Origin of the sequence: Nocardioides ochotonae, from assembly GCF_011420305.2 — a bacterium.
GTDB lineage: Bacteria > Actinomycetota > Actinomycetes > Propionibacteriales > Nocardioidaceae > Nocardioides > Nocardioides ochotonae.
Genome location: NZ_CP061769.1, coordinates 4,029,075 through 4,053,912 on the forward strand (window position 1 = coordinate 4,029,075; position 24,838 = coordinate 4,053,912).

Annotated in this window: 24 protein-coding genes and 1 tRNA gene; 17 read left to right on the top strand and 8 right to left on the bottom strand. The window is 72.9% G+C overall.

What is annotated here, in order from left to right; genetic code table 11:
- The first annotated feature begins 59 nt into the window (after window positions 1-59).
- From HBO46_RS19360 to HBO46_RS19370, 3 genes are read left to right on the top strand one after another with little or no spacing between them, the layout of a single operon-like run.
- Window positions 60-602, top strand: a complete 543-nt coding sequence (locus tag HBO46_RS19360; RefSeq protein WP_166134625.1) for a toxin-antitoxin system HicB family antitoxin — start codon at window positions 60-62, stop codon at window positions 600-602.
- A gap of 37 nt (window positions 603-639) precedes the next feature.
- Entirely contained in the window at window positions 640-1,476 is an 837-nt protein-coding gene (locus HBO46_RS19365; protein WP_166134628.1) for a DUF4097 family beta strand repeat-containing protein, read from the top strand.
- A gap of 51 nt (window positions 1,477-1,527) precedes the next feature.
- Complete coding sequence (locus HBO46_RS19370) at window positions 1,528-1,680, top strand: hypothetical protein (RefSeq protein WP_166134631.1); 153 nt, start codon at window positions 1,528-1,530, stop codon at window positions 1,678-1,680.
- Between the two features lie 7 nt (window positions 1,681-1,687).
- Here HBO46_RS19370 and HBO46_RS19375 read toward each other — a convergent pair whose 3' ends face one another.
- The gene (locus HBO46_RS19375; protein ID WP_166134633.1) at window positions 1,688-2,653 is read right to left on the bottom strand and encodes a siderophore-interacting protein; all 966 of its coding nucleotides are present in this window, start codon (window positions 2,651-2,653) and stop codon (window positions 1,688-1,690) included.
- A gap of 70 nt (window positions 2,654-2,723) precedes the next feature.
- Entirely contained in the window at window positions 2,724-3,299 is a 576-nt protein-coding gene (gene dcd / locus HBO46_RS19380; RefSeq protein WP_166134636.1) for a dCTP deaminase, read from the bottom strand.
- Window positions 3,300-3,363: 64 nt separating this feature from the next.
- Between dcd and HBO46_RS19385 the strand changes: the two genes are divergently transcribed.
- Window positions 3,364-6,129: a response regulator gene (locus HBO46_RS19385; RefSeq protein WP_166134639.1), complete on the top strand. Its 2,766-nt coding sequence runs from the start codon at window positions 3,364-3,366 to the stop codon at window positions 6,127-6,129.
- Here HBO46_RS19385 and HBO46_RS19390 read toward each other — a convergent pair.
- Together HBO46_RS19390 and HBO46_RS19395 are read right to left on the bottom strand one after the other, a co-directional pair.
- A complete protein-coding gene (locus tag HBO46_RS19390) occupies window positions 6,119-7,114 on the bottom strand; it encodes a hypothetical protein (RefSeq protein ID WP_166134642.1) in 996 nt (331 codons plus the stop codon). The genes HBO46_RS19385 and HBO46_RS19390 overlap by 11 nt on opposite strands.
- Window positions 7,114-7,590: a SigE family RNA polymerase sigma factor gene (locus HBO46_RS19395; protein ID WP_166134645.1), complete on the bottom strand. Its 477-nt coding sequence runs from the start codon at window positions 7,588-7,590 to the stop codon at window positions 7,114-7,116. Before HBO46_RS19395 ends, HBO46_RS19390 begins: the two co-directional genes overlap by 1 nt.
- 121 nt (window positions 7,591-7,711) lie before the next feature.
- On the opposite strand from HBO46_RS19395, the gene HBO46_RS19400 reads away from it, so the two are divergent.
- The 3 genes from HBO46_RS19400 (at window position 7,712) to HBO46_RS19410 (ending at window position 9,366) form a co-directional block, all read left to right on the top strand.
- Entirely contained in the window at window positions 7,712-8,530 is an 819-nt protein-coding gene (locus tag HBO46_RS19400) for an SGNH/GDSL hydrolase family protein (RefSeq protein ID WP_166134649.1), read from the top strand.
- A gap of 29 nt (window positions 8,531-8,559) precedes the next feature.
- A tRNA-Gly gene (locus HBO46_RS19405) sits at window positions 8,560-8,635 on the top strand.
- A 98-nt stretch (window positions 8,636-8,733) separates the two neighbouring features.
- Entirely contained in the window at window positions 8,734-9,366 is a 633-nt protein-coding gene (locus HBO46_RS19410) for a DUF2461 domain-containing protein (RefSeq protein WP_317983883.1), read from the top strand.
- A gap of 12 nt (window positions 9,367-9,378) precedes the next feature.
- Here HBO46_RS19410 and HBO46_RS19415 read toward each other — a convergent pair whose 3' ends face one another.
- The 3 genes from HBO46_RS19415 to HBO46_RS19425 all read right to left on the bottom strand — a co-directional run bounded on the left by HBO46_RS19415 (window position 9,379) and on the right by HBO46_RS19425 (window position 11,486).
- Window positions 9,379-9,843 (bottom strand): nuclear transport factor 2 family protein, encoded by a 465-nt coding sequence (locus HBO46_RS19415; protein WP_166134652.1) that lies wholly within the window; start codon window positions 9,841-9,843, stop codon window positions 9,379-9,381.
- Window positions 9,844-10,015: 172 nt separating this feature from the next.
- Entirely contained in the window at window positions 10,016-10,474 is a 459-nt protein-coding gene (locus HBO46_RS19420; RefSeq protein ID WP_166134655.1) for an RrF2 family transcriptional regulator, read from the bottom strand.
- Window positions 10,475-10,553: 79 nt separating this feature from the next.
- A complete protein-coding gene (locus tag HBO46_RS19425) occupies window positions 10,554-11,486 on the bottom strand; it encodes a sulfite exporter TauE/SafE family protein (protein ID WP_166134657.1) in 933 nt (310 codons plus the stop codon).
- Between the two features lie 263 nt (window positions 11,487-11,749).
- On the opposite strand from HBO46_RS19425, the gene HBO46_RS19430 reads away from it, so the two are divergent.
- From HBO46_RS19430 to mnhG, 7 genes are all read left to right on the top strand, one after another.
- Window positions 11,750-13,636, top strand: a complete 1,887-nt coding sequence (locus HBO46_RS19430) for an acyl-CoA dehydrogenase (RefSeq protein WP_166134660.1) — start codon at window positions 11,750-11,752, stop codon at window positions 13,634-13,636.
- Window positions 13,637-13,802: 166 nt separating this feature from the next.
- Window positions 13,803-16,730, top strand: coding sequence for a Na+/H+ antiporter subunit A (locus HBO46_RS19435; RefSeq protein WP_166134663.1), 2,928 nt, complete (start codon window positions 13,803-13,805; stop codon window positions 16,728-16,730).
- Window positions 16,727-17,248 (top strand): Na(+)/H(+) antiporter subunit C, encoded by a 522-nt coding sequence (locus tag HBO46_RS19440; protein WP_166134666.1) that lies wholly within the window; start codon window positions 16,727-16,729, stop codon window positions 17,246-17,248. The genes HBO46_RS19435 and HBO46_RS19440 overlap by 4 nt, the downstream gene beginning before the upstream one ends.
- Window positions 17,245-18,927 (top strand): Na+/H+ antiporter subunit D, encoded by a 1,683-nt coding sequence (locus HBO46_RS19445; RefSeq protein WP_166134668.1) that lies wholly within the window; start codon window positions 17,245-17,247, stop codon window positions 18,925-18,927. Before HBO46_RS19440 ends, HBO46_RS19445 begins: the two co-directional genes overlap by 4 nt.
- Window positions 18,924-19,493, top strand: a complete 570-nt coding sequence (locus HBO46_RS19450; protein WP_166134671.1) for a Na+/H+ antiporter subunit E — start codon at window positions 18,924-18,926, stop codon at window positions 19,491-19,493. The genes HBO46_RS19445 and HBO46_RS19450 overlap by 4 nt, the downstream gene beginning before the upstream one ends.
- A complete protein-coding gene (locus HBO46_RS19455; protein WP_166134674.1) occupies window positions 19,490-19,792 on the top strand; it encodes a monovalent cation/H+ antiporter complex subunit F in 303 nt (100 codons plus the stop codon). The genes HBO46_RS19450 and HBO46_RS19455 overlap by 4 nt, the downstream gene beginning before the upstream one ends.
- Window positions 19,789-20,160: a monovalent cation/H(+) antiporter subunit G gene (gene mnhG, locus HBO46_RS19460; protein ID WP_166134677.1), complete on the top strand. Its 372-nt coding sequence runs from the start codon at window positions 19,789-19,791 to the stop codon at window positions 20,158-20,160. The genes HBO46_RS19455 and mnhG overlap by 4 nt, the downstream gene beginning before the upstream one ends.
- A 105-nt stretch (window positions 20,161-20,265) precedes the next feature.
- Here mnhG and HBO46_RS19465 read toward each other — a convergent pair whose 3' ends face one another.
- The gene (locus HBO46_RS19465; RefSeq protein WP_166134680.1) at window positions 20,266-22,056 is read right to left on the bottom strand and encodes an NHL domain-containing thioredoxin family protein; all 1,791 of its coding nucleotides are present in this window, start codon (window positions 22,054-22,056) and stop codon (window positions 20,266-20,268) included.
- An 81-nt stretch (window positions 22,057-22,137) separates the two neighbouring features.
- On the opposite strand from HBO46_RS19465, the gene HBO46_RS19470 reads away from it, so the two are divergent.
- From HBO46_RS19470 to HBO46_RS19480, 3 genes are all read left to right on the top strand, one after another.
- Window positions 22,138-22,953 carry a maleylpyruvate isomerase family mycothiol-dependent enzyme gene (locus HBO46_RS19470; RefSeq protein ID WP_166134683.1) on the top strand — a complete coding sequence of 272 codons (816 nt, stop codon included), beginning with the start codon at window positions 22,138-22,140 and terminating at the stop codon, window positions 22,951-22,953.
- On the top strand, window positions 22,950-23,891 hold the full coding sequence (locus tag HBO46_RS19475; protein WP_224769259.1) for an oxidoreductase: 942 nt from the start codon (window positions 22,950-22,952) through the stop codon (window positions 23,889-23,891). The genes HBO46_RS19470 and HBO46_RS19475 overlap by 4 nt, the downstream gene beginning before the upstream one ends.
- Window positions 23,892-24,030: 139 nt before the next feature.
- Window positions 24,031-24,807 (top strand): hypothetical protein, encoded by a 777-nt coding sequence (locus tag HBO46_RS19480; RefSeq protein WP_166134685.1) that lies wholly within the window; start codon window positions 24,031-24,033, stop codon window positions 24,805-24,807.
- The last annotated feature ends 31 nt before the right edge of the window (window positions 24,808-24,838 follow it).

Here is a 24,838-nt window from a genome sequence, read left to right on the forward strand (position 1 = left end):
GTCATCGCGACATCACCAGGCCCTTGACGTGACACCACGATGGTGTCAGCGTGGTGCTCATGGACATCACGCCGTACGTCGAGAGCCTCCGCCGCGACCTCGCCGCCGCGGCCGCGACCGGCGACGAGGAGGTACGCCGCGCCGCGGAGCGCCTTGGCTACGCGCTCGAGGCGTCGGCCCGGCTGGCGATCATGGAGGCGGTCTCCCAGGCCGCCAGCGAGATCACCGCGGAGATGCCGGCCGGCGGGGTGGACGTCCGCCTCGACGGACGCGAGCTCGCCTTCGTCGTGGACGCCCGGCCGCCCGCCCCGCCGACACCCCCGGCCCCGCCCGCACCGCCCGGTCCGGCGGCGGAGGACGAGGAGGAGGACAGCGTCGCCCGGATCACGCTCCGCATCCCGGAGTCGCTGAAGGCCCGCGCCGAGGAGCTCGCGGCCGGCGCCGGGCAGTCCCTCAACGCCTGGCTGGTCCAGGCCGTCCGCACCGCCACCCAGGAGAGCGCGATCAACATCGACATCGACCTCTCCAGCATCCCGTTCCTCGGCTCCGACCCGCTGGGCCGGGGCCGCCCCGGCAACCGCCGCATGACCGGCTGGCTCTGATCCCGGGCTCCGGGCACCGACCGAGCGAGGAGACACCATGAGCACCGTCCGCACCCACGAGCTGGCGACCCCCCGCCCGGTGGACCTCCTCGTCGAGATCCACCACGGCCGGGTCGAGCTCACCGCGACGCAGACCGACGCGACCCGCGTGCGCGTCGTCGGCGCCGACGCCCCGGCCACCACCGTCGTGCAGCACGACGACCGGATCGAGGTGCTCGCGCCCCGGCACCGCGCGGGGTTCCTCGGCGGCGCGGCCGCCGAGCTGCTCGTCCAGGTCGAGCTGCCCACCGCGAGCAACGCGGCGCTGCGCACCGCCTCCGCCGACATCGGCGTCGCCGGGTCGATCGCCAGCCTCCAGGTCCGCACCGGCTCCGGCGCGGTGCAGGTCGAGGAGCTCACCGGCCCGGCGCTGGTCGAGAGCGGGTCGGGGACCGTGCGCATCGAGCGCGCCCTCGCCGCGCTCCGCGTGAAGAGCGGCTCCGGCGACGTCCACCTCGGTCGCTGCGCCGCCGCACTCACGACCTCCAGCGGGTCCGGCGACGTCGTGATCGACGCGGTCGAGGCGCCCGCCGTCGTCAAGACCGGCACCGGCGACCTGCGCATCCGCCAGGTCTGCGCCGACGTCACCCTCACCACCGGCAGCGGCGACCTCACCGTCGCCACCGCCCGGCGCGGCCGGCTGCGGAGCACCGGGGCGTCCGGCGACGTGCGCGTCGGCGTACCCGACGGCGTCGCGGTCTGGGCCGACGTCACCACGATCAGCGGCACCGTCCGCTCCGACCTGGCGGGCACGGGCGCCCCTGCCGAGGGTCAGGACCACATCGAGCTGTGCGCCACCACCGTGACCGGCGACATCGTCGTGGTGCCGGCCTGACGTCCCACCCGTCTCCGGGCCGATGCGGCCCACCCACCCCGGGAGCACCCCATGAGCGAGTTCCGTCCCCTCATCGAGCAGCAGGCACGCCACCAGATCGAGGAGCGCATCGCCCGGGCCTCGAGCCCGCGCGTCCCCAGCCTCCCTCGACGCCACCGCCTCGCGGCCGGCCTGCGCCGGTTCGCGGACCGCCTCGAGAACTAAAGCCGGGTCAGGACTTCATGGCGACGCCCTGGCGCCAGTAGCCCATGAAGGCCACCTGACGCCGGTCGAAGCCGTGGTCCTTGACCAGCGCGCGGCGCAGCCCGGTGACCACCCGCGACTCCCCCGCGATCCACAGGTAGAGCCCGTCGCGCACGTCGGCCTCGCGGAGCACCACCGGGTCGAGCACCGGCTCGCCGGAGGAGGAGTACGTCGGGGTCTCCCACAGGTCGGGGTCCACCTCGTCGTCGGCGACCTGCGCCGCCGCGGCCTCCGCGACCGCGCCGAGCCCGAGGTGCTCGAGCACCGCGGGGTGCAGGCGGGAGCCGAGCGGGGCGCCCTCGCGGGGCAGCCAGACGATCTGGACGCCCTCGGGGTGCACGACCGAGAGGATGTCCCCGATCATCGGGACCTCCAGGAAGGCGGCGCCCCGGGCGTCGGGAGACAGTTGGGCCAGGATCGCGGTGATCGCCGGGACGGCGGTCTCGTCACCCGCGAGCAGCACCCGCGAGGCGGTGCCGGGCACGAACTCGATGCCGCCGAACTGCTGGCCGCGTCGCGGCGCCAGCACCACCGCCCGGTCGCCGACCTGCGCGGCCGCGGCCCAGGCGGCGCCGGGGCCCATCTCGCCGTCCTCGTGCAGCACGATGTCCACCACGATGCGGGTGTCCGCACCCTCGCCGACGACCTCGCGGATCGTGTAGGTGCGCATCACCCCGCGCTCCTCGACCGGACGCTCCAGCCAGGCGGCGTACCAGTCGGCGTCGGCGGCCTCGAACCTCGGCAGGGGCCCGCCCGGGACGTGCGGCACGATCAGCTTGAAGCGCTGGTCCCACCACTCGCCGTCGACACCGAGGTCGGCCAGCGCGGGGCTGCCGAGCTGGAGGCGGACAAAGCTGGGCGAGATCCGGTCCACGCGGCGTACCTCGACCTCCTCCAGGAGCAGGGGGAGGGCGTGCGTGGGGGTGGCGGTCATCGAGTTCCCGTCGTAGGCGTTAGGCAAACCTAACCTTACGCCCGCGAGCGGTCCTCCCGCAGCCGAGCGATCAGATCGGGGTGCGGTGGAAGCTCTGGAACGAGCGCGACGGCGTCGGCCCGCGCTGGCCCTGGTAGCGCGAGCCGTACTTCGCCGAGCCGTAGGGGTGCTCCGAGGGCGAGGTGAGCCGGAAGAAGCAGAACTGGCCGATCTTCATGCCCGGGTAGAGCTTGATCGGCAGCGTCGCGACGTTGGCGAGCTCCAGGGTGACGTGCCCGGAGAAGCCGGGGTCGACGAACCCGGCAGTGGCGTGGGTGAGCAGGCCCAGACGGCCCAGCGAGGACTTGCCCTCGACCCGCGCCGCGATGTCGTCGGGGAGGGTCAGCACCTCGTAGGTCGAGCCGAGCACGAACTCCCCGGGATGCAGGATGAACGGCTCGTCACCCTCCGGCTCGACCTCGCGGGTCAGGTCGCTCTGGTCCGCGGCCGGGTCGATGTGGGGGTAGCGGTGGTTCTCGAACACCCGGAAGAACCGGTCCAGGCGCACGTCCACCGACGACGGCTGCAGCATCGCCTCGTCCCAGGGGTCGAGGGCGACCCGTCCGGCCTTGATCTCCGCAGTGATGTCGCGGTCTGAGAGCAGCACGCGCTCAACCTACCGGGAGCGAGATCACACATGGCGCCCCCGCACCATCTGGGACGATCGCGCGGTGAGTCTTTCCCGTCAGGTACGCCGCGCCTCGCTCACCGGCCTCCTGGCGGTGGCCGGCGTCGCGCTGGTCAACCTCCTCCTGCTGGGCTACCTCGCCGCCGTGGTGAACCCCGCGATCGACCGGGTCGGCACCGGAGCGCGGGCCGAACGGACCAAGCACATGGCGATGATCGACCAGGAGACCGGGCTGCGTGCCTACCTGATCACCGGCGACCGCTCGATGCTGGACGTCTACTTCCTGGCCCGCCAGGACATCGCCGGCCCGCTCGCGACCGCCCGTGAGGCCTTCGAGGACGAGCCCGGGCTCCCGGCGCTCCTCGACGAGCAGGAGGAGCGGATCCGGCGCTGGGCCACCGAGTGGGCCCAGCCCGCGATGGCCCGGGGCGCGACGTTCAGCAGCAGCGCCGTGGACGCCGAGCGCCGCCAGTTCGTCCGCGACGGCCAGACCCTGTTCGACGACTACCGCGACGCCTACCAGGAGGTCCAGGACGCCGCCGACGCCCGCCGGGCGAGCCTGGACGACCACCGCCAGGCGGTCATCCAGGTGGCACTGGTGGTGGAGGTGCTGCTGCTGGTGGGCGGCGTGCTCGCCATGACCGTGCAGCGGCGCCGGCTGGTGCGCTCCGTCGTCACCCCCGTCGACCAGCTGCTCACCCAGATCCACACCCTCGGCCGCGGCGACCTCACCGCCCGTAACGAGGTCGCGGCGCCCCGGGAGCTGAGCGCGATCGGCGAGGGCCTCGACGAGATGGCCGGCGCCCTGCGTGCCGCCCGCGAGGACACCCTGCGCCACGAGGACGAGCTGATCGCGGCCCGGCGTACCGCCGAGGACGCGAACGCCGCCAAGTCGGCCTTCCTGGCCACGATGAGCCACGAGATCCGCACCCCGATGAACGCCGTCATCGGCATGTCCGAGCTGCTGCTCGACACCGACCTCGCCGCAGACCAGCGCGAGTACGCCGAGACCGTCCGCAACAGCGGGTCGACGCTGCTGGCGATCATCAACGACGTCCTGGACTTCTCCAAGATCGAGGCCGGGGAGCTCGAGCTCGACCACCACCCGTTCGTGCTGCGCGACTGCGTCGAGAGCTGCCTGGACCTGGTGGCGGCTCAGGCCAGCGCCAAGGGCCTCGACCTGGTCGCCCACATCGACCCGGCGGTGCCGCCGGTGGTCGTGGGCGACGTGACCCGGCTGCGCCAGGTGCTGGCCAACCTGGTCGGCAACGCGGTGAAGTTCACCGCCGCCGGCGAGGTGCTCGTCTCGGTCGCGCCGGCCACCGGTCCCGGCTCCGGTTCCGGTTCGTGCGTCATCGCCTTCGCGGTGTGCGACACCGGCGACGGCATCCCGGCCGACCGGATGGACAGGCTGTTCCGCTCCTTCTCCCAGGTCGACTCCAGCACCACCCGCGTGTACGGCGGCACCGGTCTCGGCCTGGCGATCAGCCAGCGCCTCGTGGACGCCATGGGCGGTCGCATCGACGTGACCAGCGAGGTCGGGGTCGGCTCGACGTTCACCGTGGTGGTGCCGCTCGAGCTCGGCGAGGAGCAGGAGGACCAGGTGCGCGTGGCGCCGGCGGAGCTGCCGGGCCGCCGCGCGCTCGTCGTCGACGACAACGCCACGAACCGACGGATCCTGCGCGCCCAGCTGGAGTCGTGGGGCATGCACGTGGTCGATGAGGAGTCGCCGGTCGAGGCGCTCGTCGCCGCGGCCGAGCGGGTGCCCGACGTCGCGATCCTCGACATGCACATGCCCGACCTCGACGGCGTGGCGCTCGCCACCGGGCTGCGGGCGACCGCCGGCTGGGAGGACGTCCCGCTGGTGCTGCTCACCTCGCTCGGTGACCGGATCCCGGGCGCGGCCGAGCTCGGCCTGGTGCACCTCACCAAGCCGGTCAAGGCCGTCGCGCTGCGCAGCACCGTGGCCCGCAGCCTGGGCGCGCGGATCTCCGAGGCCGAGCGCCCCGAGCACGAGCCGATCGGCCGGCTGCGGGTGCTGCTCGCCGAGGACAACCCGGTGAACCAGCGCGTGGCCGGCCTGATGCTCGAGCGGCTCGGCCAGCGCCCGGTGATCGTCGCCAACGGCCAGGAGGCGCTGGTGGCCGTGCGCACCGCGCCGTACGACCTGGTGCTGATGGACGTGCAGATGCCGGTGATGGACGGCCATGAGGCGACCCGCCGGATCCGCGCCGAGCTGCCGCCCGAGGACCAGCCCCGGATCGTCGCGCTGAGCGCCAACGCGCTGGTCGAGCAGCGCGAGGACAGCCTCGCCGCCGGGATGGACGCCCACCTCGCCAAGCCGGTGCGCTCCGATGAGCTCGCCGAGGAGCTGCGTCGTACGCCGCGGCGCGGGGGCCCGGCACCCGAGCGACCGGAGGAGCCGGCCCCGACGGCCGCCGCCGCGGCCGTCCCGACCGAGGCGGCGCTGCTCGCCGCCGTCGACCCGATGGTGCTCGAGACGCTGCTGCGCCACCTGGGCGACAGCGGTCCGGCCCTCGCCGAGTCGTTGGTCTCCGCGTGGCGCACCGACGCCGAGCAGCAGGTCGAGGTCCTGTGCCGGGCTGCCGCGGACGAGGACCGCGCCGGCGCCGCCGCCGTCGCGCACAGCCTGAAGTCCGCCAGCGCGGCCGTGGGTGCCGTGCGCCTGGCCGCGGCCTGCGCGGAGCTGGAGCGCGACCTCGCCGACGGCGCGCCGGTGGACCTGCGCCGGGCCGCTGACCGGGTGGCCGCCGAGGTGGACGCCGCCCGGGTGGCGTTCACTCGCTGAGGTCGTCCCCGCCCTCGTAGAGCCCCACGACGGCGTCACCCTCGACCACCTTCACCGGCATCCCGGCGATCTCGGCGAAGCGCTGCTGGAGCTCGGCCCGGCGTGTCTCCTCGAGCGGCGCAGCCACGCCGACGACCATTCCGCTCAGGTCGCCGCACGCGCCGGTCGAGGTCAGCTCCACGTCGGGCATCCGCTGGGCGCGCTCCCACAGCGTCACAGAGGCGTCGTGCACGTCCAGGCCCGACCACCGCACCTCGTCCACGATCACCCGCACCCCACCGGCCTGCTCCCCCGCCAGCGCCTGCACCTCGGGCGGCGCCGGGGCGCGCCAGGACACCACCACCGCGCCGGCGTCCTTCCACACCGCGACGCCCGCGTTCCCGGACAGCCCGTCGGTCTCGCGGCGCACCAGGCCGGCGACCGGGAGGATCGCCTGTTCCAGGACGCGGTCCACCTGGGCGGCGACGTCCAGGCGCTGCGACCACGGCGCCACCAGCGCCACACGGTGCTCCGGCAGCTGCTGCTCGGCGAGCCCGACGTTGCCCTGCACCAGCGCGACCACCCCCAGCGCGGTGGGCTCGGCGTGGCGCACCGTCCACACGTTGCGCACCAGCCCGCGCACCTCCGTGACCACCCGCTCCTGCTCGGCCAGGTCCGGGATCGGCGCCGGGTCGCGGAAGACCCGGTGCCCCAGCGGGCAGTCGAACACCGCGGCCCCCTCGGCCCCGTCGGCCGGTGCGGTCGCGGGGTTCGACGGGCCAGACCCCTCGGGGCCGCTCGGCAGCACCGTGGCCGCCAGGGCCACACCCACGACCACGGCTCCGGCCCCGGCCGCGACCGCAGCCCCGCGCAACCGACGTCGGCGCCGCACCCCTCGTCGTACGACGGAGCCGGCAGCGGCCGTGGGCCGGGCCGCCGCGGCGACGGCAGTCAACGGCGCTCGCAGGGCGTCCTCGGTCCTGCTCTCGTCCTGACGCTCGTCCATCACTCCACCTCCATGCGTTCCTCGGCCGCCTCGCGCAGCCGGGCCAGGCCTCGGGACAGGTGGCTTCGCGCGGTGCCCTCGGAGCAACCGAGCCGCGCGGCGATCTCGGCGTGCTCGAGGTCCTCGAGCACGCGCAGCACGACCGCGGCGCGCTGGTGCGGGCTCAGCCGCCCCAGCGCCGCGAGCAGCCAGGGGTCGAGCTCCTCGGTGATGACCACCGGTGCCGCCCGCTCGGGAAGCAGTCCAGGGAGCAGCTCGCGGCGCAGCCGACGGGCGCGGTCCACCCGCAGCCGCACCAGCGTGGTGCGGGCGTAGCCGCCGGGGTTCTGGTCGGCCAGGCGGCGCCACCGGACCCCGACACGCACGAGCGCCTCCTGCACCAGGTCCCAGGCGTCGTGCGGGTTGCCGGTCAGCGCGTGGGCGAGCCCGAGCAGCCGCGGCGTCTCCGCCTCGACGAACTCCTCGAACCCGTCCATCCACCCTCCCCGTGTGTCCGGCCCGCGTGTCCGGCCGCCGCCTGTGGCCCATCCGACACCCTCCCAACGCCCGGCGGGGCCGCAACGTTGAGACCGTGGAGCCGGTCGGCAAGATGGGGTCATGTCCTTCCGCCGCTACGTCGCCCTGGGCGACTCCTTCACCGAAGGTGTCGGTGACCCCGACCCGACCCGCCCCAACGGCCTGCGCGGCTGGGCCGACCGGACCGCCGAGGTGCTCGCGGCGCGGGCGGAGGCCGAGGGCCACGACTTCGGCTACGCCAACCTGGCGATCCGCGGCCGCAAGCTGCTGGGGATCATCGAGGAGCAGGTGGAACCGGCGATCGCGCTCGAGCCGGACCTGATCACGATCTACGCCGGCGCCAACGACATCGTGCGCCCGAAGGTGGACCTCGACGCCCTCGCCACGGCGTACGACGAGGCGGTGGGCCGGCTCGCGGCGACCGGCGCGCAGCTGGTGCTGTTCACGGCGTTCGACCCGGGCGCGAACGGCATCTACGCCCCGATCCGCGGGCGGTTCGCGCTCTACAACGAGCACGTGCGGATGATCGCGGAGACCCACGGCGCGGTCGTCGCGGACTCCTGGCGGGTCTCCCAGCTGCTGCCCGAGGGCGTGCTCGCCCACGACCCGCGGCTGTGGGACGTGGACCGGATGCACCTCGGCCCGGCCGGGCACCAGATCGTGGCGGCGATGCTGCTCGACGCCCTCGGCGTGGAGCACGACCTCTCCCCGCTCCCGCTGCCCGACCTCGACGAGGTCTCCCGCGGCGAGCGGCTGCGCGCCGACGCCCGCTGGGTGAAGGAGTTCCTCGCGCCGTGGATCCACCGCCGGCTCACCGGCCGCTCCTCGGGCGACGCGATCGAGCCCAAGCACCCCGACTTCGTGCGGGTCGCTGCCACGAGCGCGGGCGGCGCCGTATAAGGTGTCGACGACCCGGTTGCCCGGGTCGTGCGGATGTAGCTCAGTTGGTAGAGCGCGACCTTCCCAAGGTCGATGTCGCGAGTTCGAGTCTCGTCATCCGCTCCATTTCCTCCCCGCCACCTCCGGTGGCCCGCCTCACCCGGCCCGATGGCCGCCCCCGGCCCCATGCCGGCGTCTCCGGCCCGATCCGTAGGGTGATCGGCGTGAGCGAGTTCGCTGGTTTCCCCGTCGCCGCCCTGGACTTCTACGACGACCTGGAGCTCGACAACACCCGGTCGTTCTGGGAGGCCCACAAGCACGTGTACGCCGAGGCCGTGCGCGCGCCGATGGAGGCGCTGTGCGCCGCGCTGGCGCCGGAGTTCGGCACCGCGAAGATCTTCCGCCCCTACCGCGACGTCCGCTTCCGCAAGGACAAGACGCCGTACAAGACCCACCAGGGGGCGTTCGTGGCCGTCGGCGCCTCGACCGGTTGGTACGTCCAGATCTCCCCGCGCGGCGTCACCACCGAGGGCGGCTTCTACCGCGCGACCCCCGAGCACCTGGCCCGGATCCGCAGCGCGATCGACGAGCCGCGCACCGGCACCGAGCTCGAGCAGATCGTCGCCGCGCTGCGCAGCGAGGGCTGGGAGGTCGGTGGCGACCGGTTGAAGACGAGCCCGCGGGGGTACGACGCGGACCACCCGCGCATCGATCTGCTGCGGCACCGCTCGCTGAGCGCGGTGCACGACATCGGGTTCGGCCCCGTCGTGCACACCGGCGAGCTGCTCGACGTGGTGCGCGCAGACTGGGCGCGGCTGCGCCCGCTGGTCGAGTGGGTGGCGCGCTACACCGACTGACGAGGTGCCCTCTCAGGGCTTGGTGAAGCTCGCCATCGTCCGCTCGGGCTCCCAGAAGGCGCGCATCGAGGTGACCCTGCCGTCGTCGTCGATCACGTAGACGGTGATCAGGTCGGTCGTGGTGTGGCTGCCATCGGCGAACGAGGTGCGGATCGACGCGAGGTTGGCGCAGGTGTTGCTGCCGGGGTTGGCGAACGACTCGGTCACGGTGAACTCGAAGCGGTCGATCGACGCGATCGCGGTCTCCCAGAACTTCCGCAGCCCCGCGTGCCCGTGGTGCCCGCGCCCCTCGGGGTCGAACATCGAGGGACCGACCGGGTCCTCGAGCACGGCGTCCTCGGCGTACACCGTCAGCCACTCCTCCAGGTCGCCCTTGGCGACCGCGGAGAACGAGCGCTGCGAGGCGAGTCGCGCCGGGTGCGGGTCGTTCGCGGCCAGCCAGGTCAACGCGTCGCTGGTGATCCCATCGGTCGTCATGTCCCGGAGCCTAGAACTGAAACACGTTCTCGTGAAGGCCCTCGCCGAGTCGACGCCCATGGTTGCGCACCGGAGATGTTCACACGCGCTGTGGACGCTTCCCACGCCGTACGACGCGTGTGAAGCGACGATAACCCCGCGTTACAGCTGGACGCCGGGCCACCACCGAGCCTCAGTGCGGCTGCCAGGCGTCCTCGTCGGCCGTGCGGGAGGTGACCGCGTCGGGGAGCTTGCGGTCGGAGAGCTGCTGGATGGAGACCTGCTCGAAGACGTCGCGCAGCGAGTGGCGCGCGGCGATCCAGACGTGCTGGAGGACGTCGGCGGCCTCGTTGTAGGTGACCGCCTCGGGACGCAGGCCGTAGACGGAGACCAGCGGGCCGTCGACGGCGCGGATCACGTCGGCCACCGAGACCTCCGAGGCCGGGCGGGCCATCCGCCAGCCACCGGACTGACCCCGCTGGGAGATCACCACGCCGGCGCGACGCAGGTCGGCGAGGATCGCCTGGAGGAACCCGTGCGGGATCTCCTGGAGGCGCCCGAGCTCCTCGGCACTGATGGCGCGGCCATCAGGGCGCGCCGCCATCTCGATCAGCGCACGCAGGGCGTAGTCGGACTTGGCGGAAACACGCATGGGTCCAGTGTGTCAGAAAAGTCGATGGATCCGGTCGACGAACCCCCCGCCGACCTGCCCCGTCGACCAGACCCTCCGCTCAGGCGGTCGGGAGCACCGCGTCGATGGAGTCCTCGTCGCGCTCGGCGAGAGCAGCGAGCTCGGCCTCCGCGGCACGGGCCGCGCGCTCCTGGCGCACCGCCCAGACGATGCCGGAGATCCAGGCGATGACCAGGACGATCAGGGTCGCGCCGACCGCAGCACCGGAGACGCCGAGGGTCTCGATGATGGTCTTGGCGTTGGTGACGATGATCAGACCGCCGGCGGCCACGCCGAGCACCCGCGCGGCGAGGTGCTTGACCAGCCAGGCCGCGATGGGGGCGGCGACGACGCCACCGGCGAGCAGCGCGCCCGCGATGCCCCACTCGATCTCGGCGTGACCCAGGGCGAGCAGGAAGCCCGCGGAGCCGCCGATCGCGACGAGGAACTCGGAGGTGTCGATGGAGCCGATCACCTTGCGCGGCTCGAGGCGACCCGAGGAGAGCAGCGTGGTGGTGCCGACCGGGCCCCAGCCGCCGCCGCCGATGGCGTCGAGAGCGCCGCCGACCAGGCCCATCGGGGCGAGCATCGCGGCCGGCGGACGACCCTTGAACGTCGGGCGCTTGCCGCCGAGCACCAGGAAGCGCCAGATCACGTAGACGCCGAGCGTCAGCAGGATGCCCGCGACCCACGGCTTGGCCGCGTCGCCGTCCAGGCTGACCAGGAAGGTCGCGCCCGCGAACGCCCCGACCAGGCCGGGGACGGCCAGGATCGAGACGGTGCGCCAGTCGACGTTGCCGAGCTTGTGGTGGGAGATGCCGGAGACCAGCGAGGTCCCGATCTCGGAGAAGTGGACGGCGGCCGAGGCGGCCGCCGGCGCGACACCGGCGGCCAGGAGCAGCGTGGACGACGTGACGCCGTAGGCCATGCCGAGCGAGCCGTCGATGAGCTGGGCCAGGAATCCGACGAATCCGAGCACGATGAGCTGACGCATGAGGTTGCACCCTTGGATCGATCGGTGACTGCACCTGCCACCGAGCGGACAGAAAAGATCGGCACTCTGAAGTCTTAATCTAACCGACTCCATCGACTTTAGCGGAACGCCGAACAGACGCCACTTTGGTTGCGTCGTGTCGCGAACCACAGTCGATGACGGCTTGCCTGACGCTCGGACGCCGGACTACCATGGTTGTTACTGGCCAGTAATGAAGGTGCGCAGCCGCCTGGCCCCTTCCCGAGACACGAAAAGGTGGGTCCGTGAGCCACTACAAGAGCAACCTTCGCGACATCGAGTTCAACCTCTTCGAGGTCCTGGGTCGCGACAAGATCCTGGGCAGCGGACCGTTCGCGGAGGTCGACGCCGACACCGCCCGCGAGATCCTGGCGGAGGTCGAGCGCATCTCCCGCGAGGACCTCGCCGCGTCGTACGAGGACAGCGACCGCAACCCGCCGGTCTTCGACCCGAAGACCCACACGGCGCCGATGCCCGAGTCGTTCCAGAAGAGCTACCGCGCCTGGATGGACGCCGAGTACTGGCGTCTCCAGATCAACGAGGAGCTCGGCGGCACCCCCGCCCCCTCCAGCCTCAACTGGGCGCTCGCAGAGATGATCCTCGGCGCCAACGCCCCGATCTGGATGTACGCCGCGGGCGCGCCGTTCGCCGGCGTCGTGCACCGCAACGGCAACGACCGCGACAAGCGCATCGCCGAGATCATGGTGGAGCGTCAGTGGGGCGCCACGATGGTGCTCACCGAGCCCGACGCGGGCTCCGACGTCGGCGCCGGCCGCTCCAAGGCCACGCTCAACGACGACGGCTCGTGGAACATCACCGGCGTGAAGCGGTTCATCACCTCCGCCGAGCACGACATGAGCGAGAACATCATGCACATGGTGCTCGCCCGCCCCGAGGGCGTCGAGGGCGTCGGCGGCCCGGGCACCAAGGGCCTCTCGCTCTTCCTGGTCCCGAAGTACCACTTCGACCACCAGACCGGCGAGCTCACCGGTGAGCGCAACGGCGTCTACGTCACCAACGTCGAGCACAAGATGGGCATCAAGGTCTCCAACACCTGCGAGCTGACCTTCGGCGACCCGCAGGTCGGCGGCGGCGAGCCGGCCCGCGGCTGGCTGCTCGGCGAGGTCCACAACGGGATCGCGCAGATGTTCCAGGTCATCGAGAACGCCCGGATGATGGTCGGCACCAAGGCCATCGCCACCCTCTCCACCGGCTACCTCAACGCGCTCGAGTACGCCAAGACCCGCGTCCAGGGTGCCGACCTGACCCGCTCGGGCGACAAGACCGCCCCGCGCGTCACGATCACCCAGCACCCCGACGTGCGCCGCTCGCTGATGGTGCAGAAGTCCTTCGCCGAGGCCATGCGCGCGCTGGTGCTCTACACCGCCACCTGGCAGGACGACGTCATGCTCGCCGAGCACGCCGGCGAGACCGACACCGACGCCTACCGCCTTGCCAACGCCGTCAACGACCTGCTGCTGCCGATCGTCAAGGGCTACGGCTCGGAGCGTTCGTGGGTGCTGCTCGGCACCGAGTCGCTGCAGACCTTCGGCGGCTCGGGCTTCCTCCAGGAGTACCCGCTCGAGCAGTACGTCCGCGACGCCAAGATCGACACCCTCTACGAGGGCACGACGGCGATCCAGGGCCAGGACTTCTTCTTCCGCAAGATCGTGAAGGACCAGGGCCGCGCGCTGGGCCACCTCGCGGCGCAGATCAAGGAGCTCGTCGAGGACGAGAACGGCAACGCCCGCCTCAAGAACGAGCGCGCCCTGCTCGGCACCGCCCTCGAGGACGCCAACGCCCTCGTCGGGCACATGATCAACGACCTGATGTCGGCCGAGGCCGACGTGCGCAACCTCTACAAGGTCGGCCTCAACACCAGCCGCCTGCTGATGGTGCTCGGCGACGTCGTCTGCGGCTGGCTGCTGCTGCGCCAGGCCGAGGTCGCGCTCGCCAAGCTCGAGGGTCCCGACGCCGGCTCGCTGAGCGCCAAGGACTCCTCGTTCTACGAGGGCAAGGTCGCCGCGGCGCAGTTCTTCGCGCAGTACAACCTGCCGAAGATCAGCGCCGAGCGCGCCATCGCGGAGGCCACCGACCTGTCGGTCATGGACCTCCCCGAGGACGCCTTCTGAGGCCTCACCCGCGATCGGCCGGACGACCCCTGTCTCCCCGCGAGGCAGGGGTCGTCCGCGTCCAGAGGTGCCCCGCGCCGCGGGGGCGCTGGCTTCCGCCCCGTAGAATCGAACTCACTATCACCACCTGTCGTCCCCGAAGCCCGAGGCTCCGAAAGGCTGGTCCTTGCTGATCCTGGTCGCCGTCCTGCTGGCGATGTCGGCGGCCTGTCCGTGGCTCGTACGCCGCTGGGGCCGTCGCGCGTTCCTCCTCATCTCCCTTGGCCCGCTCGCCGGTACGGCGTGGGTCGCTGCTCAAGGTCCCGCCATGTCGCGCGGCGAGACACTGAGCGAGACCCACCCCTGGGTCGAGAGCATCGGCATGGAGCTGGCCTTCCGCATGGGCCCGCTGCAGTGGCTGCTGGCGATGGTCGTGCTCGGCGTCGGCTCGCTGGTGCTCGCCTACTGCACCTGGTACTTCCGCGACGACAGCCTCGGCGTACCCCGCTTCGCCGGCGTCCTCACCGCGTTCGTGGCCGCGATGCTCGGCCTGGTCCTCGCCGACGACCTGCTGCTGCTCTACGTCTTCTGGGAGATGACCACGGTCTTCTCCTTCCTGCTGATCGGCCACGACCCGGCTCGCCGGGCCAGCCGCCAGGCGGCGATCCAGGCGCTGGTGGTCACCACCCTCGGTGGCCTGAGCATGCTCGTCGGCGCGCTGATCCTCGGCCACGTCGGCGGTACCCACCGGATCAGCGAGCTGCTCGCCGACCCGCCCACCGGGGTCGCCGTCACGGTCGCGATCCACCTGCTCCTGGTCGGCGCGATCAGCAAGTCCGCGCTGGTGCCGTTCCACTTCTGGCTGCCGGCCGCGATGGCCGCGCCCACCCCGGTCAGCGCCTACCTGCACGCCGCCTCGATGGTGAAGGCCGGCGTCTACCTGGTCGCGCTGCTCGCCCCCGTGTACGCCGGGGTCGCGGGCTGGCGCCCGCTCCTGCTGGTCCTGGGCATCGCCACGATGCTGCTCGGCGGGCTGCGCGCGCTGCGCCAGACCGACCTCAAGCTGCTGCTCGCCTTCGGCACCGTCAGCCAGCTCGGCTTCCTCATCATGGTCCTCGGCATCGGCACCCGCAGCGCGCTGCTCGCCGGCCTGGCCCTGCTGCTGGCACACGCACTCTTCAAGGCGACCCTGTTCCTGGTCGTCGGCATCATCGACCGCAGCGCGGGCACCCGCGACCTGCGCCGCCTCAGCGGCCTGGGCCGGCGGATGCCGGTGATCGCCGGCGCCACCGTCCTCGCCGCCGCCTCGATGGCCGGCGTGCCCCCGCTCCTGGGCTACGTCGCCAAGGAGAGCGTGCTGGTGGCGGTGTTGGACGTCGCCAAGGACGGCGACGGCACCGGTCTCGCCGGGGCGGCCGGGTGGCTCACGCTGCTCGGCGTCGTGCTCGGCTCGGTGCTGACCGCCGCCTACTCCGCCCGCTTCGTGTGGGGCGCCTTCGCCACCCGGACGGTCGAGGAGGAGCCGACCCTCGCGCGGATCCACCCCGGCTTCGCCGCCGGCCCGGTGCTCCTCGCCGCGCTCTCCCTGGTCCTGGGCTTCTTCGGCCGCCCGATCACCGAGCTGCTCTCGCCGTACCTCGAGGCGGTCCCGGAGGGGGTCCACCACGCCGAGCTGTCGCTGTGGCACGGCCTCGGCCTGCCGCTGCTGGCGACCCTGCTGGCCCTCGCCGGCGGTGCGCTGATGTTCGTGATGCGCGACCGGGTCGCCCGGCTGCAGTCGCGCTGGCAGCTGGACTGGAGCCTCGAGCGGGCCTACCGCAGCGGCATGCGCGTCCTGGACCGCACCGCCGTCGAGGTGACCGGTGTCGTGCAGCGAGGCTCGGCCTCGGCGTACCTCGGGATCATCCTGGCCGTCGTGGTCGTCGTCCCCGGCTCCACGCTGATCGGCGCCTGGGGCGACATCGACGTCGCGCCCTGGGAGCACCCCGCACAGGCGGTCATCGGGGTCGTGATCGTCGCGGCCGCCGTGATGGCGACCCGGTCGCGTCGCCGGCTGCGGGCGGTGCTGCTCGCCGGCGCCACCGGCTACGGCACCGCGCTGCTGTTCGTCATGCAGGGCGCCCCGGACCTGGCGCTGACCCAGGCGCTGGTGGAGACCCTCACCGTCGTGGTCTTCGTGCTGGCGCTGCGCCGGATGCCGGAGTACTTCACCGACCGCCCGCTGTCTCGCCAGCGCTACTGGCGCATGGCGCTCGGCCTGGCCGTGGCGATCGTCTCGGCCGGTTTCATGCTGGTGGCCGCCGGCGCCCGGGTGGCCGACCCGGTCTCGCTGATGCTGCCCCAGGAGGCGGTCGACTACGGCGGCGGCAAGAACATCGTCAACGTGATCCTCGTCGACGCCCGCGCCTGGGACACCTTCGGTGAGATCACCGTGCTCGTCGCGGCCGCGACCGGCGTCGCGAGCCTGATCTTCGTCAACACCCGCGGCACCGGCATCCGCCGCGTGCACGAGGTCCCCTACCCCGCGACCGTCCGCAAGCAGCCGACCTCGCCCGGGCGCCGCCCGTGGCTGGCGGCCCCGCGCACGCTCCCGCCCGAGAGCCGCTCGATCATCTTCGAGGTGGTCACCCGGCTGATGTTCCACACGATCGTCGTCTTCTCGATCTACCTGCTGCTGGTCGGCCACAACGAGCCCGGCGGCGGCTTCGCCGCGGGCATGGTCACCGGCCTCGCGCTGGTGGTGCGCTACCTCGTCGGTGGGCGCTACGAGCTCGACGAGGCGGCGCCGGTGGACGCCGGCCGGCTGATCGGTGGCGGTCTCGCGGTCGCGGCACTGGCCGCCGTCCTGCCGCTGGCCTTCGGCGGGTCGATCCTGCAGAGCGCGATCGTCGACCTGCACATCCCGCTCCTGGGCGACCTGCACCTGGTCACCTCCGCCCTCTTCGACGTCGGTGTCTACCTGGTCGTCGTCGGGTTGGTCCTGGACCTGCTGCGGGCGCTCGGCTCGCACATCGACCGCCAGGTCGTGCGGGCCCGCCGCGAGTCGGAGGCCGGTCTGGTCAACGAGCCCGTCGCCGGCGAGACGACGTCCGCCGAGGAGGCAGCCCGCGCATGAACGACATCAACCTGACCCTGGTCCTGATCTCCGCCTCCCTGCTCGGCTGCGGGGTCTACCTGCTCCTCGAACGCAGCCTGTCGCGGGTGCTGGTCGGCCTGGTGATGATGGGCAACGGCGTCAGCCTCGCCTTCCTCGTCGCCGGCGGGCCGTCCGGCAACGCCCCGATCATCGGCTCCGAGAGCAGCGAGGCCGCCGAGATGTCCGACCCGCTGCCCCAGGCGATGGTGCTGACCGCCATCGTGATCACGCTGGCCACGACGGCGTTCGTGCTCGCGATGGCCTACCGCAGCTGGCAGCTCAACCAGCATGACGACGTGCAGGACGACGTCGAGGACGCCGCCATCCGCCGGATGGCCGCCACCGACGTCACCTCCGAGGCGTACGGCGCTGCCTCCGACGAGGACACCGACGTCAGCGACGACCCGCGCGAGTGCGACGACACCCCCGGTGCCAGCGGCTCGGTCACCTACGGCTCGGCCCTCGACGCCGTGCCCGGAACGGAGCCCCGCCCGTGAGCGCCCTGGTCCCCCTTCCCGTCCTGCTGCCGATCCTCGGCGCCGGCCTCTCCCTGGTCCTCGGCCAGCACCCGCGCCTCCAGCGCTGGGTCAGCGTGGTGGTGCTCGCCTCGATCGTGGTGATCGCCGGCGTCCTGATGGTGGCCGCCGACACCGAGGGGCCGCAGGTCCTCTGGGTCGGCGGCTGGCCCGAGACCCTCGGCATCGTGCTCGTCGCCGACCGGCTGGCCACCCTGATGCTGCTGGTCAGCGCGCTGGTGACCCTCGCGGTCCTCGGCTACTCGATCGGCCAGGGCATGACCGAGGACGAGGAGGACGCGACCCTCTCCGTCTACCACCCGACGTTCCTGGTGCTGGTGGCCGGCGTCGCGAACGCGTTCCTCGCCGGCGACCTGTTCAACCTGTTCGTCAGCTTCGAGATGCTGCTGTTCGCCAGCTATGTGCTGCTGACCCTCGGCGGCACCGCCACCCGGCTGCGAGCGGGCACCATCTACGTCCTGGTCAACCTGCTGTCCTCGACGCTGTTCCTGATCTCGCTGGCCGTCGTCTACGCCGCCACCGGCACCCTGACCCTGGCCCACCTGGCCTCGCGGATCGCCGACCTGCCCGACCACGTGGCGCTGATGATCCAGCTGCTGCTGCTGACGACGTTCGCGATCAAGGCCGCGGTCTTCCCGCTGTCGTTCTGGCTGCCCGACAGCTACCCGACCGCGCCGGCCCCGGTCACCGCCGTCTTCGCCGGCCTGCTCACCAAGGTGGGCGTCTACGCGATCCTGCGCATGCAGACGCTGCTGTTCCCCGAGAGCCCGTTGACCGGACTGCTGATGTGGGCCGCGCTGCTGACCATGCTGGTCGGCATCCTCGGCGCCATCGCGCAGTCCGACATCAAGCGCATGCTCTCCTTCACCCTGGTCAGCCACATCGGCTACCTGGTGCTCGGCATCGCGCTCGCCACCGCCGCCGGCGTCTCCGGCACGATCTTCTACGTCGTGCACCACATCACCGTGCAGACCGCACTGTTCCTGGTGGTCGGCCTGGTCGAGCGGCGCGCCGGCAGCACCTCCCTGATGCGCATCGGCGGCCTCGCCCGGATCGCGCCGCTGCTGGCGGTGCTGTTCTTCGTGCCAGCGATGAACCTGGCCGGCATCCCGCCGTTCTCCGGGTTCATCGGCAAGGTCGGGCTGCTCCAGGCCGCGCAGGACCAGGGCTCGACGCTGGCCTGGATGCTGGTCGTGGGCGGCGTGCTCACCAGCCTGCTGACGCTGTACGCCGTGGCCAAGACCTGGGCTGTCGCTTTCTGGCGCACCCCCGCGGAGGCCCACGAGGCCCTCGAGGAGATCGCCGAGCGCGACCCGGGCTACAGCTCGCAGCCCTTCGCCGAGCACCGCGGCCACGTGCACACCGCCCAGGGGTCGCTGTCCCTGACCGCCATCGAGGAGGCCCGCCGCCTCGGTGACGACGACCTGCCCGACCGCGACTTCCACCAGCTCATCACCGATGGGGACGACACCAAGCACATGCCACAGAGCATGGTCCTGCCCGCCGCGCTGCTGGTCACGCTCAGCGTCGCGCTGACCGTCATCGCCGGCCCGCTGTTCGCGTTCAGCGACCGGGCCGCGGACGACCTGCTGGAGCGCACGCCGTACCTCGGTGCGGTGCTGACGGGAGACGAGCAGTGAGCCCGAAGGTGACCCCGCGCCGCGACGGCAGCGTGAAGCCGAGCCGCTACCGCGCCGTCCAGCCCGGCGCGCTGGTCTGGCTGACCCTGGTCTGGATGGCGCTGTGGGGCGACGTGACGCCGATGCTGCTGGTCTCGGGACTCCTGATCGCGGTGACCGTGTGCCTGGTCTTCCCGCTGCCGCCCGTGGAGCTCCACCTCACCGTCCACCCATGGGCCGCGCTGCGGCTGACCGCGCGGTTCATGGTCGACATCCTGAGGGCCAGCCTGCAGGTGACCGGGGTCGTCCTGCGGCGCCGGCCGGTGCGCAACGCGGTGGTCGCGGTGGACCTGGAGACCACCTCCGACTTCGTGCTCACCGGGGTGGCCTCGATGCTGTCGCTGGTGCCCGGCTCGGTGGTCATCGAGGCGCGCCGCTCCACCCACACCCTCTACCTGCACGTGCTGGACGTGCCCGACGAGGCGGCGGCCGACCAGTTCCGCGCGCGGGCGCTGGACCAGGAGCGGCGCTTCCTCGCCGCGTTCACGCCCCGACCCGACCCTGCCACCCAGGCAGGTGCGGCATGAGCATCGTCCTTCTCCTGACCGCCTCGATCCTCGGCGCCGCCGCCCTGCTGACGGTGATCCGGCTGACCATCGGCCCCACGATCCTGGACCGCAGCGTCGCCCTGGACGTGCTGATGGCGATCACGATCTGCGGCATGGCGGTGTACTCCGCACACCGGCACACGACGTACGCGCTGCCGGTGCTGCTCGTGCTGAGCATGGTCGGCTTCGTCGGCTCGGTGAGCATCGCGCGCTACGCGAGCGGCACCGACGACGTCGAGGCCGAGGACGACAGTGACGACCACCGGGGGCATCCGTGAGCTGGGACTGGACCACCGTCGCCGACGTGCTCGCCGCCGTCTGCCTGCTGGGCGGGGCGTTCTTCGCCCTGGTCGCGGCGATCGGCGTCGTACGCCTGCCCGACCTGCTCAGCCGCATGCACGCCGCGACCAAGCCGCAGGTGATCGGCCTGCTCCTCGTCGTCACCGGCCTCGCGCTGAGCCTGCGCGACGTGGCCTCGCTGGGCATCCTCGGGCTGGTCGTGCTGATGCAGATGGGCACCAGCGTCGTCGCCGGCCACATGGTCGGCCGTGCCTCGTTCCGCGCCGGCCAGGTCCGCCGCGACCTGCTGGTCGTCGACGAGCTGAGCGACGTGCTGTCCGAGGAGGAGCCGCGCGGGGCGCCGTAGGCCCTGCCCCTCTCTCCCCGCTGTAACGCGGGGTTATTGACGCTGCACACGCCGTATGCGGTGGGTGCAGCGTCAATAACCCCGCGTTACAGGCCGCGGGCGCCCTCACTCCTGCGGTACGCCGCCGAGCGGGAGGTGCAGCCGGCCGGAGGGGTCGGCGTCGCTGATCCGCACCGGCACGCCCCAGTCCTGCTGGTGCATGCGGCAGGCGGCGCCCTCGCCGCCGTCGGCGTCGCAGGAGGCGGCGCGCGCGGCGACGTGGAGCACCCCGTCGCCCACGTGGCGGTCCAGGACCAGGCGGCGGACCAGGTCGGTGCCGCGGCCGGCGCCCTCGCGCAGCAGCGCCGGCGGGGTCGCCTCCACGATGAGCTGGGTGGCCGGGCCGAAGCGGTCGTCGACCTTCTGCCCCGGCGGCGGCTCGAAGGTGATCACCAGCTCGAGATCGGCCGGCACGTCGGTCACCGGGCGCTGGGTGGTGTGCGCGAACCCGTCGGTGCGGGTGGCCGCGGCACCGAGCGGGACCCGGGTCAACCGGTGCGCGCCGGACTCCACGACGACCAGCTGCGCGGGCCCCGCCTCGGCACCAGCGTCGACGTAGGCACCGCTCGGCTCGGCCAGGTCGGTGGCGAGCGTGCTCACCTCGCCGGTCGCGGGGTCGAAGCGGCGCAGCGCGCCGTTGTAGGTGTCGCAGACCGCGACGCTGCCGTCGGGCAGCACCGTCACCCCGAGCGGGTGCTGGAGGAGCGCCTGCTCGGCCGGGCCGTCGCGGAAGCCGAAGTCGAACAGCCCGCTGCCGACCGCCGTGCGCACCGCCCAGCCGTCGCCGTCGGGGCCCGTCTCCACCCAGCGCAGCGCCGAGATCTCGGAGTCGGCGAGCCAGAGCCGTTCGCCGTCCGGCGCCAGCCCGGAGGTCTGGGCGAGCCACGCCTCGGCGCCCGACCCGTCGAGCAGCCCCTCGTTGCTGGTGCCGACCACGACCTCCACCGCGCCGGTGCGCGGGTCGAGGGTCCACAGCTGGTGGATCCCGGCCATCGCGACCCAGACCCGGTCGTTCCACCACGCGACGTCCCACGGGCTGGAGAGCCGGTCGCTGCCGTCGCCCTGCATCCACTGGGTGCCGTCGCCGGCGAGCGTGCGCACCTCGCCGTCGGCCAGCGAGATCCCGCGCAGCCGGTGCGCGACGGTGTCGGCGACCACCACGTCGTAGCCCACCTCGGCGGCGACCTCCGGAGGCAGCAGACACAGCCCGTTGGGCTCGCGGAACCCCTCGAAGCGCCGCCGCACCGCCCCCTCGGCGTCCAGCTCCACGACCGCGTCGTGCCCGGCGTCGGCGACGAGCACGCGCCCGTCGCCCACCGGCACCGCCTTCGCCGGGAAACGCAGGTCGGTCGGCTCCACCGCCACCGGGACGTACGGCGAGTCGCCGGGCTGCAGGGTGCCGCGCTCGCGGTGCGCCGGGACCAGCTCGCCCAGGAGCGCGGCGATCGCGTGGGCGTGGCCCTCCCCGGCGTACTGCGCGACGACGTAGCCCTCGGGGTCGATGAGCACCAGCGTCGGCCAGGCCCGGGCGGTGTAGGCGCGCCAGGTGACCAGGTCGGGGTCGTCGAGCACCGGGTGGTGCACCGAGTAGCGCTCCACGGCCTGGGCCAGCGCCACCGGGTCGGCCTCGTGGACGAACTTCGGGGAGTGCACGCCGATGACGACCAGTTCCTCGGCGTACTCCTCCTCCACCGGGCGCAGCTCGTCGAGGACGTGCAGGCAGTTGATGCAGCAGAACGTCCAGAAGTCCAGCAGCACGAAGCGGCCGCGCAGGTCCTTCAGGGTCAGGGGGCCGTCGGTGTTCAACCAGCCGCGGCCCTCGAGCTCGGGGGCGCGGACGCGGGGGCGGATGCTCACCGCACGATTGTGCTCCGGGGCCGGTTGCCCGCCCGCAGCGGCACCGGCGCGGGTACCCACGGTACGTCTACGCTGCCCCGCATGACTGATGCCGAGCTCCTGGCCGGATACGTCGAGGTCTGGTGGGAGGCGATCGACGACTTCACCACGCTGCTGGAGCAGATCCCCGAGGAGCAGTGGGACGCACCGACCGACCTCCCCGGCTGGGACGTCCGCGCGGTCGCCGCGCACGTCGCGCACCTGGAGAAGGTGCTCGCCACCGGCGTCGAGGAGCAGGCCGAGGTCGGCGAGCCCGCGCACGTGACCGGGGCGATGGGCCTCTACACCGAGATCGGCCCGGTCAACCGGCGCACCGCGACCCCGGACGAGCTGATCCGCGAGATCCGCGAGTCGGCCACCGCGCGCCACACCGCGCTGCTGGCCGACCCGCCCACCGACGCCTCCGCGCGTCCGGAGCGGGTCTTCGGCGGGGTGCCGTGGGACTGGCGCACGCTGCTGCGCAACCGGCCGCTGGACGTGTGGATGCACGAGCAGGACGTACGCCGCGCGGTCCAGATCCCCGGCGGCCTCGACAGCCGAGCGGCCCGGCACAGCACCGACTACCTGCTGGAGAGCATCGGGTTCGTGCTGGCCAAGCGGGTCGGGGCGCCCGCGGGCACCACCCTGGTCGCGGAGGTCGAGGGCAGCGAGCCGGTCGCGTTCGTGGTCAACGACGCCCGCCGCGGCGAGCGCCTTCCCGAAATCCCGGCTGAGCCGACGGTGCGGCTGCGCACCGGCCGCGAGAGCTTCCTGCTGCTCGCCGGTGGCCGGCGCGCGGTGGGCCCGGACGCGGTGCACCTGGAGGGCGACCCGGCCCTCGGCCAGCGTGTCCTCGAGGCGATGGCCACCACGCCGTGAGCGGCGTACCCGTGGACAGCTGGCGGCTGGCCGACATGCCCGACCAGAGCGGGCGCACGGTGCTGATCACCGGCACGAGCACGGGCGGGCTGGGCCACCACACCGCCCTCGAGCTGGCCCGCCGCGGCGCCCGGGTGGTGCTGGCCGGGCGCAGCGAGGAGCGGCTCGACGAGACCACCGCGGCGATCCGCGCGGAGGTGCCCGACGCCGAGCTGGACCGGCTGCGCGTCGACCTCGCCGACCTGGACTCGGTACGCCGGGCCGGCGCGGCCGCCGCGGCGCTCGGGCCGATCGACGTGCTGGTCAACAACGCCGGCGTCATGGGCACGCCGTACTCCCGCACGACCGACGGCCTCGAGCGGCAGATGGCGACCAACCACTTCGGGCCGTTCCTGCTGACCGGCCTGCTGCTGCCCCAGCTGGTGGCGAGCACCTCGGCGACCGTGGTGACGGTGTCCTCGACCATGCACCGCGTCGCGCGCAGTGCCCCGCTCGGGGACCCGCGGCGCTCGAGCGGGCGCTACCACCGCTGGCACGTCTACGGGCAGAGCAAGCTGGCCAACCTGCTGTTCACCTTCGAGCTCGACCGGCGCGCCCGCGAGGCCGCGCTGCCGGTCAAGGCCCTCGCCGCGCACCCCGGCTTCGCCGGCACCCACCTGGCCGCGAACGGGCAGTACGGCCGCTCCCGCGGCGGCCTCGCCTCCATCCTCGACGCCGCCATCCGCGGGGTCTCCCAGAGCGCCGCCGCGGGCGCCCAGCCGACCCTGATGGCCGCCACCGCCGACCTCCCCGGCGCGACCTACTGCGGCCCGGGCGGCCCCGGCGAGATGTCCGGCCTGCCCCGCGTCGTCGAGGCCAACGCCCGCGCCCACGACGCGGACGCCCAGCGCCGGCTGTGGGAGCTCAGCGAAGAGGTCACCGGCATCCGCTACCCCTGAACCCCCGGTCGAGTCGAGACCTTTGAGGGTCGAGTCGAGAGTTCTGACGGTCGAGTCGAGACCTTTGAGGGTCGAGTCGAGAGTTCTGACCCTCGAGCCGGGCGCGACGTGCGGCGGCGTGGCTCGATATCGTCGGGCGGTGAGCGACGTAGCACCCGACCAGGCCTGGGACCTCGTGACCGCCGGGGGCCGGCAGCGGGTGGAGGTGCGCGGCTCGGTCAACCGGCAGGTCACCTGGCTGCGCGACGGAGTCGTCGTCGCGCGCAAGAAGTCGATGGACGACAAGATCCGGGTCAAGCCCGGCGACGGCCTCGACGAGGCCGACCGCGCCGCGCTCCCGGACGGCCTCGGCATGGTCGGGGTGGTGTTCACCCGGATGGGCCGCCCCCGCCGCGCGACCTGGTACTCCCCCGACGAGGCCTCCGAGCTGACCTCGCTCACCGGTCTCGGCGGGATCGACCTGGACCCGGAGCCGGGCTCGCGCGCCGCGGCGTACGAGGACAAGGTGCTCGCCCACCCGCGCCGGTACGCCGCGATCCAGACCGCGGGCGGGGTGGCCACCGTCCTGGTGCCGATCCTCCTCGCGGCGCTTCTGGCGCGCGTCGCCCTGACCATCCCGTGGCCGGACTGGGACCTGCCGAGCATCCCCTGGCCGGACTGGTCGTTGCCCTCGATCCCGTGGCCGGACCTGCCGAGCATCCCGTGGCCGGACTGGTCTCTGCCCGGCTGGCTGGCCTGGGTGCTCGACAACGCGTCGTACGTCTGGCCGGTGGTGCTGGCCTACGTGCTCGCCCGTGGTGAGGTACGCCGCCGGCGCCACCAGGCCGAGCGGCGGGCGGCGGCGCGGGCGAGCCTCGAGGAGCGCCCAGAGGAGAGCGCCGACGACAGCACGGAGGACCGGCCCGGCCAGCTGTAACGCGGTGTCCTTGTCGCTTCCCACGTCGTAC

Bases quoted from the DNA above. Each gene is read 5' to 3' on its own strand.
- HBO46_RS19415 (WP_166134652.1), bottom strand. From the start codon at position 9,843: ATGACGACCGATGGGATCACCAGCGACGCGTTGACCTGGCTGGCCGCG.
- HBO46_RS19425 (WP_166134657.1), bottom strand. From the start codon at position 11,486: ATGCGTCAGCTCATCGTGCTCGGATTCGTCGGATTCCTGGCCCAGCTC.
- HBO46_RS19440 (WP_166134666.1), top strand. From the start codon at position 16,727: ATGAACGACATCAACCTGACCCTGGTCCTGATCTCCGCCTCCCTGCTC.
- HBO46_RS19365 (WP_166134628.1), top strand. From the start codon at position 640: ATGAGCACCGTCCGCACCCACGAGCTGGCGACCCCCCGCCCGGTGGAC.
- HBO46_RS19370 (WP_166134631.1), top strand. From the start codon at position 1,528: ATGAGCGAGTTCCGTCCCCTCATCGAGCAGCAGGCACGCCACCAGATC.
- HBO46_RS19360 (WP_166134625.1), top strand. From the start codon at position 60: ATGGACATCACGCCGTACGTCGAGAGCCTCCGCCGCGACCTCGCCGCC.
- HBO46_RS19470 (WP_166134683.1), top strand. From the start codon at position 22,138: ATGACTGATGCCGAGCTCCTGGCCGGATACGTCGAGGTCTGGTGGGAG.
- HBO46_RS19420 (WP_166134655.1), bottom strand. From the start codon at position 10,474: ATGCGTGTTTCCGCCAAGTCCGACTACGCCCTGCGTGCGCTGATCGAG.
- HBO46_RS19455 (WP_166134674.1), top strand. From the start codon at position 19,490: ATGAGCATCGTCCTTCTCCTGACCGCCTCGATCCTCGGCGCCGCCGCC.
- HBO46_RS19395 (WP_166134645.1), bottom strand. From the start codon at position 7,590: ATGGACGGGTTCGAGGAGTTCGTCGAGGCGGAGACGCCGCGGCTGCTC.
- HBO46_RS19390 (WP_166134642.1), bottom strand. From the start codon at position 7,114: ATGGACGAGCGTCAGGACGAGAGCAGGACCGAGGACGCCCTGCGAGCG.
- HBO46_RS19375 (WP_166134633.1), bottom strand. From the start codon at position 2,653: ATGACCGCCACCCCCACGCACGCCCTCCCCCTGCTCCTGGAGGAGGTC.
- HBO46_RS19400 (WP_166134649.1), top strand. From the start codon at position 7,712: ATGTCCTTCCGCCGCTACGTCGCCCTGGGCGACTCCTTCACCGAAGGT.